An 11,547-nucleotide genomic window follows, 5' to 3' on the forward strand; every position below is an offset into this window, starting at 1 on the left:
TCCTCCCGCTGCCAACGCCGCCGTCGACAAACCCAGCAGGCTTGCGTGCCTGAGCAACTCGCGCCGCGAGAGCCGGCCGGCCTTGAATTCATCGATGGCATGGTTGCCCAGTTCTCCCGTTGAGTTGCGCGCTGCGTCGAGCGTGGAATCGGAGAAAAAAGGCGTGGTGACGGTTTTCTTCATCGGGCTGTCCGGTTCTGGGTTCGGTTGTTGTTCTTGACTCGACGACACTGCGCACGCTGGCGCGGCTCAAAGCAGCTTTCCGGCGCACATCCAGTTTAGCGGAGCAAATTACGTTCCGTTTCCGGCCCGCGTTTCGCTCGGCATTATTTTCGCCCTGGAAGAGGGTTATCCAAGCGCTATCTATCAGTGCTGATGCGGATGTTTGTGGATCGGATCGACCCAAAACACTTCTTCGGGCTGCTCCACGGCATCGATGTTCAGATTCACCACGACCGCCTCGTTGTCGCTGCGCACGAGCACGCATTCCAGCGGTTCATCGGTCAGCGCGTTGATCTCCTGATGCGGCACGTAAGGCGGCACGAAGATGAAATCGCCCGGGCCGGCCTCGGCTGTGAATTCCAGGTGATTGCCCCATTTCATGCGCGCCTGTCCGCGCACCACGTAGATCACGCTTTCGAGCGCGCCGTGATGATGCGCCCCGGTCTTGGCATTCGGATGGATCGTGACCGTGCCGGCCCAGATCTTCTGCGCGCCGACGCGCGCTGCATTGATCGCGGCCGCGCGGTTCATGCCGGGCGTCTGGGCCGTGTTGGTATCGAGCTGATCGCCCTTGATGACCTTGACGCCGTTCTCGCGCCAGTCTGTGTGATCGTGTTCATGTTGCTGTTCGTCGCTCATTCTGTCTCCCGCTGGCCGATGGATAAACGCATGAAAAAGTCCGCTGCCACCGGCAAAAAACAGCCGACTTCAGCGGACTTCAGCAAACTTCGCTTTGAATCTAGCTCTGCATCAAGCTCCAAACTCGACGATGTTTACTTCGACTTCGAATTAACGATGGCTTCCGCGACATTGTTCGGCGTCTCGGAGTAATGCTTGAACTCCATCGTGTAGGTCGCGCGGCCTTGAGTCAGCGAGCGCAGCGTCGTTGAATAGCCGAACATTTCCGCGAGCGGCACTTCGGCGCGAACCAGCTTGCCGCCGCCACCGGCAATGTCTTCCATCCCCTGAACGATGCCGCGCCGTGACGACAAATCGCCCATCACGTTGCCCATGAAGTCCTCGGGCGTTTCCACTTCCACGGCCATCATCGGTTCGAGCAGCACCGGCTTGGCTTTGCGCATGCCGTCCTTGAACGCCATCGATCCAGCCATGCGGAACGCGTTTTCGTTCGAGTCGACGTCGTGGTACGAGCCGAAAGTCAGCGTCACCTTGACGTCGACGACCGGATAACCCGCCAGCACACCCGCCTTCAGCGTTTCCTGGACGCCCTTGTCCACGGCCGGAATGTATTCGCGCGGAACCACGCCGCCCTTGATGGCATCGACAAATTCATAGCCGGTACCCGGTTTTTGCGGTTCCAGCTTCAGCACCACATGACCGTACTGACCGCGGCCACCCGACTGCTTGACGAACTTGCCTTCTATATCTTCAACCGGAATGCGAATGGTCTCGCGATACGCCACCTGCGGCTTGCCGACGGTCGCTTCAACGCCAAACTCCCGGCGCATCCGGTCGACGAGAATTTCCAGGTGCAGCTCGCCCATGCCGGAAATGATCGTCTGGCCGGATTCCTCGTCGGTCTGCACGCGGAACGAGGGATCTTCCTGCGCGAGCCGGTTCAACGCGATACCCATCTTTTCCTGGTCGGGCTTGGTCTTCGGCTCGACGGCCTGGGAGATCACCGGTTCCGGGAAGATCATGCGTTCCAGAATGATCGGATGAGCGGGGTCGCACAGCGTGTCGCCGGTCGTCGCTTCCTTCAAACCCACGGCCGCGGCGATATCGCCTGCGCGCACTTCCTTGATTTCCTGACGCTCGTTCGCATGCATCTGGAGAATCCGGCCGAGCCGCTCCTTTTTCTCCTTGATGGCGTTGTAGACGGTATCGCCGGAATTCACGACGCCCGAATACACGCGGAAAAAGATCAACTGGCCCACGAACGGGTCCGTCATGATCTTGAACGCGAGCGCGGAGAACGGGTCTTCGTCAGTCGGATGACGTTCCGCTTCCTTGTCGTACTCGTCCACGCCCATGATGGCGGGCACGTCCGCCGGCGACGGCAGATAGTCGATCACCGCGTCGAGCATCGCCTGCACGCCCTTGTTCTTGAACGCGCTGCCGCAGAACATCGGCACGATCTCGCTGCGCAGCGTCCGTGACCGGATGGCCGCCTTGATCTCGTCTTCGCTGATTTCCTCACCGCCGATGTACTTGTCCATCAGCGCTTCGTTGGCGTCCGCGGCCGCTTCGATCATCTTCTCGCGCCATTCCTCGGCGGTTGCGAGCAGGTTCTCAGGGATTTCCTGATACTCGAACAGCACGCCCTGACTGGCTTCGTCCCAAATGATCGCCTTCATCTTGACCAGGTCGATCACGCCCTGGAAATGATCTTCGGCGCCCACGGGGATTTGCATCGGCACGGCGACGCCTTTCAGGCGCTCGCCAATCTGACGTTGCACGCGGAAGAAATCGGCGCCCACGCGGTCCATCTTGTTCACGAACGCAATGCGCGGAACCTTGTATTTATTGGCCTGGCGCCATACGGTTTCGGATTGCGGCTGCACGCCACCGACCGAGTCGTAGACCATGCAGGCGCCGTCGAGCACGCGCATAGACCGTTCCACTTCGATGGTGAAGTCGACGTGTCCGGGTGTATCGATGATGTTGATACGATGTTCAGGGTAATTCCCGGCCATGCCTTTCCAGAAGGCCGTGGTGGCGGCAGAGGTGATGGTGATGCCGCGCTCCTGTTCCTGCTCCATCCAGTCCATCGTCGCCGCGCCGTTGTGAACCTCACCAATTTTGTGATTCACGCCAGTGTAGAAAAGAATGCGTTCGGTGGTCGTGGTCTTGCCGGCATCGATATGAGCGCTGATACCAATATTCCGATAGCGGTCGATGGGAGTCTTGCGGGGCACTTGAACCTCCTGTTGATTGGATGGAGCTTTTTGTTGCCGAACCGGCCGAATGCTGAAAATGGCGGTTTGGCGGCTCCGGAGCGAAGCGCTATGCGTGTTTCGCTGGTTTATCAGGATAGCGCGTCGAGGCTCTCTTTGCAGGAATCTTGCCAGCCCGCCAAAAACGGCGAATCCGTTCGCTAGAGGCGCCTCGCGCGTCCCACAACGCAAAAAGCCGGCGCGCGCCCGAAAGCGGCAGCCGGCTCCAAAGTCATTTACGGGCGCGGCCGGGGATTCCGGGCGCCGGAGTGCGTTACTGCACGGGCGGCAATCCCTCGATCTTCATTCCAGGCTTGATTCCCTTTGCGGTGAACCAGCCCTTGCTCATCTCGAGCGCGTACACGCCGTTGTTGCGTGGGCAATGGTTGTTCTCCGTCTCGGCCTGCATTTCATCGATATCCGTCACCGTGCCGTCCTCGCGAATAAAAGCAATCGACAGCGGGATCAACGTGTTTTTCATCCAGAAGCAATGCACGGCACGTTCGTTGAACACGAACAGCATGCCTTCGTTGGGCGCGAGCTTCGTGCGATACATCAGGCCTTGCTCGCGATCGGCGTCGGATGAAGCAATGGCGGCGTCGATCACATACATGCCGGCCGTGAGCTTGGTGTGCGGAAAGTCTCCGGGTTGCTTGGCGCCCGGCGGCATTTGCTGCGCGTGTGCGCCAAGCGAAATGAGCGGCATGGCAACCACGACGAGCGCACGGCGAACCAGACGGCCAAGGTTGAACGACGGGATTGAGCGGGGGGACATTGATGAAGGCCACGAAAGACGCACGGCGAAACTCCTCACGGGATAAAGCCGGTTGACTGAATGATCCGGCATGACTGGCGCATGTTACTTGAGCACGTGCAAAAAGAAAAAGGCAGAACCTCTGAAGGTGTCTGCCTTTAATGTCGCGTGAGCGACAGCACTACTTGGTATTAGCGTCGCGTTGCCGCGATCTATGACCAATTGATGCGACTTACTCCGACGCGGCCGAAGCTGCAGCAGCCGAAGCTGCCTTCTTGTGCGTAGCCTTCTTGTGGGTCGACTTCTTGTGTGCCGACTTGTGAGCGGTCGAAGCAGCTGCAGGTGCCGATGCTTCCGGTGCCGAAGCTTGTGCGAATGCAGCCGTTGCGAACAGGCCAGCGACGAGAGCAGCGATCAGTTTGTTCATGTTGTGAATCCTCAGCTTTAGTTTGATTTAACCTTATGACCCGGTCGATGGAGTCATGTCGGTAAACGAGCCATCCACCTTTTGGTTGACAGGGGTCTCGAACAAAAATGTCGATCCCGCTGCGAGCACTTGAACCTTACGTAAAGCCTTCATAAAAGGGTTGTTCGTTGCAGTTCTTCGCTAATGCCGGATGGCGTTTTAAGGCATCTGCTGCGAATAACGCCGCTTGCGGTAAGTCGGTTGACGTGAGTTTTTATGGGATAACGCAAGGCGGTCAGTAGAAGATCGTTTGGAAGCCGAAATGAATTCGTAATGTGGTGCGCGCGATGCAACACTCAAACGGGCATCAGTTAAACGATGCCGTTCCAGGGCGCACGAGCGGGCAGGTTCATTGATGCGCCGGGTGCGAGGCCGAGGCCGAAGACATCGAGCGCGCCTATGCCGGTGCGCACCAGCCGCAAAGTCGGATACCCGATGGCCGCCGTCATGCGGCGTACTTGCCGGTTTCGCCCTTCAGTAATCGATAACTCGATCCACGTCGTCGGGATGGCGGCGCGGTATCGAATGGGCGGGGTGCGCGGCCAAAGCGCTTCCACCGACTCGACCAACTTCACCTTGCATGGGCGCGTGACGAAATCTCCCAGATCGACGCCTGCGGCCAGCCGTTCGAGCGCGGCGGCATCGGGCGCGCCTTCGACTTGCGCCCAATATCGTTTCACGAGTTTGTGACGCGGTTCTGAAATGCGCGCCTGAAGCGCGCCGTCGTCGGTGAGCAGGAGCAGGCCTTCGCTGTCGGTATCGAGCCGGCCCGCGGGGTACACGCCGGGCGTATCGATCCATTCAGCCAGCGACGGATGTTTCTCGTGCGCTGAAAACTGGCAGATCGTGCCGAACGGTTTATTGAGCGCAATCAGCGGCATGGCGTCTGGTGCAGTGTCGGTGCGGTAAATGGCGAATGCCGGCATCTTAATGCACCAACATCACGGAACCGGCATACGCGCCATCCGGGCGGACGCTTCATACCGTGGGCTAGAATAGCCTTCGAAGCCGTCTCGAACGTGCGCCGGCCTTGGCTGCAAGGCTGGCGACATTGTCTGGCTACCCTTTTTTTGCCACCGATTTCCGTGCATTTCCTTATCTAATAGTCCAGTTTGAATTGGAGTCGCTCATGCCGTATCAGCACATCGTGGTTCCGACGGAGGGTGAGAAGATCACCGTCAACGCCGATTACACCCTCAATGTCTCCGACCAGCCGATCATTCCGTTTATTGAAGGCGACGGCACGGGCGTGGACATCACACCGGTGATGATCAAGGTAGTCGACGCAGCCGTGGAAAAAGCGTACGGCGGCAAGAAGAAGATTCACTGGATGGAAATCTTCGCCGGGGAGAAGGCGACCAGGGTTTACGGCCCTGACGTCTGGCTGCCCGACGAAACGCTGGACGTGCTGAAGGAATATGTCGTTTCGATCAAGGGACCGCTCACCACGCCGGTGGGCGGCGGTATCCGGTCGCTCAACGTCGCGCTGCGCCAGCAACTCGACTTGTACGTCTGCCTGCGCCCGGTCCAGTACTTCAAGGGCGTACCGTCGCCGGTGCGCGAGCCGGAGAAGACCAACATGGTCATCTTCCGCGAGAACTCCGAGGACATCTACGCCGGTATTGAATGGCCGGCTGAGTCCGAAGGCGCGAAGAAGATCATCAAGTTCCTGCAGGAAGAGATGGGCGTGAAAAAGATCAGGTTTCCGGAGACATCGGGTATCGGGATCAAGCCGGTGTCGCGTGAGGGCACGGAGCGCCTGGTTCGCAAGGCAATCCAGTACGCACTCGACAACAACCGCAGTTCGGTCACGCTCGTGCACAAGGGCAACATCATGAAGTTCACGGAAGGCGCATTCCGTGACTTTGGCTACGCGCTCGCGCAAAAGGAGTTCGCGGCCGAGCTGATCGATGGCGGCCCGTGGATGAAGATCAAGAACCCGAAGGGTAATGACGTTGTCTTGAAGGACGTGATCGCGGACGCCTTCTTGCAGCAGATCCTGTTGCGTCCCGCCGAATACGATGTGATCGCCACGCTCAACCTGAACGGTGACTACGTTTCCGACGCTCTGGCGGCGCAAGTTGGCGGAATCGGCATTGCGCCGGGCGCGAACATGTCGGATTCGGTCGCCATGTTCGAAGCTACACATGGCACGGCGCCGAAGTACGCGGGCAAGGATTACGTGAATCCTGGCTCGGAGATTCTCTCGGCGGAAATGATGCTGCGCCATATGGGCTGGATCGAAGCCGCCGACATCATCATCAAGTCGATGGAAGCATCGATCCTGCAAAAACGCGTCACCTATGACTTCGCACGCCAGATGGAAGGCGCGACTCAAGTGTCGTGTTCAGGGTTCGGGCAGGTGCTGGTCGAGAATATGTAGGCGTGCAACTGGACATGTAGTAAATGGCTGAGGCCCCGATGCAACCGAAAGGCATCTGGGCTTTTTTCGTCCGTTTCCCGTCCCAAAACAAAAAAACCCGGCTCGCAGCCGGGTTTCGAGGACTGTGCGCTTTTCGAACGGTCAGGCAGATTCCTGGATGTTCGATGCCTGTTTGCCCTTCGGTCCCTGGACAATCTCGAAGCTGACCTTCTGGCCCTCCTTGAGCGTCTTGAAACCATTCATCTGTATCGCCGAGAAATGTGCAAACAGATCTTCGCCGCCTTCATCGGGCGTGATGAATCCGTAGCCTTTCGCGTCGTTGAACCATTTGACCGTACCTGTTGACATCACTTCCCCTCTTACTCTCGTCGCTACCACGAGCACGCTCGAAAAGCTTGACGACCCACTATGTGAGCCGCCCCCTCCTCACAAGCTCACCTCGGCCTTTCTTCACCTGAAACGCTTCGGAAAAAAGTGCCAATTTGATTGTTTAATCTCTTAAATCAGGTGTCAAGAAAATTTTGAGATGGCCGTAAAGCCGTTGTAAATGCCTCATTTCAAGGGTTTTTCCCGCTTTGCGCGTATCCCGCCGCACAAGCACGCCATCTTGAAAAGTCGCATAATCGACGCACATGCAGTACAGGCAGGAAGCGGCACGAGACGTGCGCAATGTTGGCGGGCCGTATCGCTTGTACGAGGCGCAGCAAAGTCGTCCAGGAAGTGACCAGGGCAGGCCGCACAAGGTGAACAATTCGTTTTTTTGAGAGCTGTGCGATACTGGATTCAACGGTGTTTCAAGAGGGCCGGTTCGGTAAAAAGAGCCGGCGGAATTCAGCAAGCGACAGGTCGCGCGAAGTGTGCGGCGACATCGATTCGGCCCCTACGGCGAACGGAGTTTTGGCGAGATGGCGAGCCTGTCCAAGTTGTTTAGAATGGGCGTATGGCGATCAATCCCAACAAGCAGGATGGCACCGTACTGGAGCGGCAGGAACAGAAGCTCAAACAGCCGTCCATGTACAAAGTGGTGCTGTTGAATGACGACTTCACGCCGATGGAATTCGTCGTGTTCGTCGTGCAGGAACATTTCAATAAGGATCGTGAGACTGCGACGCAGATCATGCTGAAGGTTCATCGCGAAGGCAGGGGAGTTTGTGGGGTCTATACGCGGGACATCGCGTCGACCAAAGTTGAGCAAGTCGTTAGCCACGCGAGGCAAGCGGGTCATCCGCTGCAGTGTGTGATGGAGGAAGCATGATTGCCCAGGAACTGGAAGTCAGTCTGCACATGGCGTTTATGGAAGCACGTCAGGCGCGGCACGAGTTCATTACGGTCGAGCATCTTTTACTGGCCTTGTTGGACAACCCGACCGCGGCTGAAGTGTTGCGTGCATGCGCAGCAAACATTGAAGATTTGCGGCAAAACCTGCGCAATTTCATTCATGACAACACGCCCACCGTGCCCGGCACGGACGACGTCGATACTCAGCCCACGCTTGGTTTTCAGCGCGTAATTCAGCGCGCGATCATGCATGTGCAATCAACGTCGAATGGAAAGAAGGAGGTCACCGGCGCGAACGTGCTGGTCGCTATCTTCGGCGAAAAAGATTCGCATGCCGTCTACTACCTGCAACAGCAGGGCGTGACGCGCCTCGACGTCGTCAATTTCATCTCGCATGGTATTGCGAAGACGAACACGGGCGATGCGGCGAAGGCGAGCAGCGAAGCGAATCCGGAGGCGGAAGACGCGGCAGCGCAAAAGGAAACCCCTCTTGCGCAGTTCACGCAGAACCTGAACCAGCTTGCGAAGGACGGCAAGATCGATCCGCTGATCGGCCGCGAACTGGAAGTCGAACGTGTGGTGCAAGTACTTTGCCGCCGCAGGAAGAATAATCCGCTGCTCGTGGGTGAGGCTGGCGTGGGTAAGACCGCCATTGCCGAAGGGCTCGCATGGCGCATCACGCGCGGCGAAGTGCCGGATATTCTCGCCGACGCACAGGTGTATTCGCTCGATATGGGTGCATTGCTCGCCGGTACTAAGTACCGGGGCGATTTCGAGCAGCGTCTCAAGACAGTGTTGAAAGAGTTGAAGGAACGCCCGCATGCGGTGTTGTTCATCGACGAGATTCATACGCTGATCGGTGCGGGTGCTGCATCGGGTGGAACGCTGGATGCATCCAATCTGCTGAAGCCGGCGTTGTCGTCGGGTCAACTGAAGTGCATCGGCGCCACTACGTTCACCGAATATCGTGGGATCTTCGAAAAAGACGCAGCGTTGTCGCGTCGTTTCCAGAAGGTTGATGTCGCTGAGCCGACTGTCGAGCAGACCATCGCGATCCTGCGTGGACTCAAGTCGCGGTTCGAGGAACACCACGGCGTGAAGTATTCGTCGGGTGCGCTTTCGGCAGCGGCCGAACTGTCGGCGCGTTTCATCACCGACCGTCATTTGCCGGACAAGGCAATCGACGTGATCGATGAAGCGGGTGCCGCGCAACGCATCCTGCCGAAGTCGAAGCAGAAGAAAACGATCGGCAAGAATGAGATCGAGGAAATCATCTCGAAGATCGCCCGCGTCCCGCCGCAAAGCGTGTCGCAAGACGATCGCAGCAAGCTGCAGACGCTGGATCGCGATCTGAAGAGCGTGGTGTTCGGGCAAGACCAGTCCATCGATGCCCTCGCGGCTGCCATCAAGATGGCGCGTGCGGGTCTCGGCAAGACGGACAAGCCAATCGGCGCATTCCTGTTCTCGGGTCCGACGGGTGTCGGCAAGACGGAAGTTGCGAAGCAACTGGCGTTCACGCTGGGTATCGAACTGCTGCGCTTCGACATGTCCGAGTACATGGAACGTCACGCGGTGAGCCGGCTGATCGGCGCGCCGCCGGGATATGTCGGGTTCGATCAAGGCGGTTTGCTGACCGAAGCCGTCACGAAGAAGCCGCATTGCGTGCTGTTGCTGGACGAAATCGAGAAGGCGCATCCGGATATCTATAACGTGCTGCTGCAGGTCATGGACCACGGCACGCTGACCGACAACAACGGTCGCAAGGCAGATTTCCGCAACGTCATCATCATCATGACGACGAACGCGGGCGCTGAAGCGATGCAGAAATCGGTTATCGGCTTCACGAACCGTCGGGAAACCGGCGACGAAATGGCCGATATCAAGCGGATGTTCACGCCTGAGTTCCGCAATCGTCTGGACCAGATCATCAGCTTCCGTTCGCTGGATGAAGAAATCATCATGCGCGTGGTCGACAAGTTCCTGATGCAACTGGAAGATCAGTTGCACGAGAAGAAGGTCGATGCGGTCTTTACGGACGCGTTGCGCAAGCACCTCGCGAAGCATGGTTTCGATCCGCTGATGGGCGCACGGCCAATGCAGCGCCTGATCCAGGACACGATTCGTCGTGCGCTGGCTGACGAGTTGCTGTTCGGCAAGCTGATGACGGGTGGCCGCGTGACGGTCGACGTGGATGCGGACGACAAGGTGTCGCTGACGTTTGACGAAAGCCCTGTCCCGCGCAATCCAAACCCGGAAGCGGTCGAGGTCGAGTAAGCAACAAGCAGGTGATGACTGAAGTCAGGTGACACGCGTGTAAGGTGTGTCATCATCGGCGAGGCGGCGCGGAGAAACTTTCCGCGCCGCCTCGCTTTTTTACGTCCGCGAGCGTTGCGGATATTGACTTCAAGAGGTTGATTTGAGCTTTGAACGTGGGTCGTTCGAGACCATTGTCGAACGGGAGAAGGGGCTGCACCGGAGTCTGACGGCCGGACAGATGTCGATGATCGCCATTGGCGGGGCGATTGGAACGGGATTGTTTCTGGGCAGTGGTTTTGCGATCGGCTTTGCGGGGCCGAGCGTGTTGCTGAGTTACGCAATAGGCGCGGTCATCGCCTTGTTGCTGATGGGCGCGCTGGCCGAGATGACGGTGGCGCATCCGACATCGGGTTCATTCGGCGCTTACGCAGAGTTTTATATCGGGCCGCTCGCGGGGTTTCTCGTGCGGTACGCCTACTGGTCGGCGGTTGTGTTCGCCGTCGGCACGGAGGTCAGCGCGGTTGCCGTGTTCATGAAGTACTGGTTCGCGAACGTGCCCGGCTGGTACTGGATCGTCGGGTTTTCGGGCGCGTTGATCGGTGTGAACGCAGCCAGCGTGAAGGTCTACGGCGTGATCGAGTATGCGTTTTCGATGCTGAAGATCGTGGCTATCGTCGCGTTCATTTTGCTCGGCGCCGTGTTCGTCTATGGCGCGCCAACATCTTCCGGCGTGGGGTTCAGCAACTTCACCGCGCACGGCGGGTTCTTTCCGCACGGCTTGAAAGGCATGTGGTTCGCGGTGATCGTGTCGATTTTCAGCTACCTGAACATCGAGACCATTGCGGTCGCAGCGGGCGAAGCGCGCGATCCTCAACGCGCAGTGGCGAAGGCGTTCAGGTCGACCGTCTTCCGTCTTGTGCTGTTTTACTTACTCACGCTGGCGCTGATGCTGGCCATCGTTCCATGGACGCAGGCGAGCACTGACGAAAGTCCGTTCGTCAAGGTCATGGCCGCCACGCACGTTCCGTACGCGGCAGGTGTGATCAACTTCGTGGTGCTGGTCGCGGCGCTGTCCGCCATGAACAGCCAGCTTTATATCACCACGCGCATGATGTTCAGCCTGTCGCGCGCGGAAGAAAAGATGCGTGACGAAGATCATCAGCCACGCGAACATCGCGCCGAAGATGGCAAGCGACATCATCAAGCCGAAGGCCATCGCCGGCCAGAACGCGGTCAGGACGGTCGCCAGCGCAATGCCGATGGTCGAGACGGAAAGCGCCGCGGTCGGCAA

The 11,547-nt window shown here is 58.3% G+C and carries 10 protein-coding genes and 1 pseudogene; 4 read left to right on the forward strand and 7 right to left on the reverse strand.

Going from position 1 to position 11,547, the window contains the following annotated elements; genetic code table 11:
* The 6 genes and pseudogenes from ACRXB1_RS19015 to ACRXB1_RS19040 all read right to left on the reverse strand — a co-directional run.
* A pseudogene (locus ACRXB1_RS19015) lies at positions 1-183 on the reverse strand (ABC transporter substrate-binding protein); the annotation flags it as partial.
* Between the two features lie 183 nt (positions 184-366).
* Positions 367-861: a cupin domain-containing protein gene (locus ACRXB1_RS19020; RefSeq protein WP_449492874.1), complete on the reverse strand. Its 495-nt coding sequence runs from the start codon at positions 859-861 to the stop codon at positions 367-369.
* A 134-nt stretch (positions 862-995) separates the two neighbouring features.
* Entirely contained in the window at positions 996-3,101 is a 2,106-nt protein-coding gene (gene fusA / locus ACRXB1_RS19025; protein ID WP_061998705.1) for an elongation factor G, read from the reverse strand.
* Positions 3,102-3,393: 292 nt separating this feature from the next.
* Positions 3,394-3,894, reverse strand: a complete 501-nt coding sequence (locus tag ACRXB1_RS19030; RefSeq protein ID WP_062170474.1) for a DUF192 domain-containing protein — start codon at positions 3,892-3,894, stop codon at positions 3,394-3,396.
* Between the two features lie 211 nt (positions 3,895-4,105).
* Positions 4,106-4,300, reverse strand: coding sequence for a hypothetical protein (locus ACRXB1_RS19035; protein ID WP_061998706.1), 195 nt, complete (start codon positions 4,298-4,300; stop codon positions 4,106-4,108).
* A gap of 350 nt (positions 4,301-4,650) precedes the next feature.
* Positions 4,651-5,220, reverse strand: a complete 570-nt coding sequence (locus ACRXB1_RS19040) for a pseudouridine synthase (RefSeq protein WP_449492875.1) — start codon at positions 5,218-5,220, stop codon at positions 4,651-4,653.
* Between the two features lie 248 nt (positions 5,221-5,468).
* Between ACRXB1_RS19040 and icd the strand changes: the two genes are divergently transcribed.
* Positions 5,469-6,722, forward strand: a complete 1,254-nt coding sequence (gene icd, locus ACRXB1_RS19045) for an NADP-dependent isocitrate dehydrogenase (protein WP_061998707.1) — start codon at positions 5,469-5,471, stop codon at positions 6,720-6,722.
* 141 nt (positions 6,723-6,863) lie between these two features.
* On the opposite strand, the gene ACRXB1_RS19050 is transcribed toward icd, so the two are convergent.
* Positions 6,864-7,070 carry a cold-shock protein gene (locus ACRXB1_RS19050; protein ID WP_035497884.1) on the reverse strand — a complete coding sequence of 69 codons (207 nt, stop codon included), beginning with the start codon at positions 7,068-7,070 and terminating at the stop codon, positions 6,864-6,866.
* Positions 7,071-7,662: 592 nt separating this feature from the next.
* Between ACRXB1_RS19050 and clpS the strand changes: the two genes are divergently transcribed.
* From clpS to ACRXB1_RS19065, 3 genes are all read left to right on the forward strand, one after another.
* Entirely contained in the window at positions 7,663-7,977 is a 315-nt protein-coding gene (gene clpS, locus ACRXB1_RS19055) for an ATP-dependent Clp protease adapter ClpS (RefSeq protein WP_031359828.1), read from the forward strand.
* Positions 7,974-10,274, forward strand: a complete 2,301-nt coding sequence (gene clpA, locus ACRXB1_RS19060) for an ATP-dependent Clp protease ATP-binding subunit ClpA (RefSeq protein ID WP_061998708.1) — start codon at positions 7,974-7,976, stop codon at positions 10,272-10,274. Before clpS ends, clpA begins: the two co-directional genes overlap by 4 nt.
* A gap of 220 nt (positions 10,275-10,494) precedes the next feature.
* Positions 10,495-11,547: amino acid permease (locus tag ACRXB1_RS19065; RefSeq protein WP_449492876.1), on the forward strand; the 1,053-nt coding region annotated here is incomplete at its 3' end.

It is taken from the genome of Caballeronia sp. M23-90 (assembly GCF_053574605.1).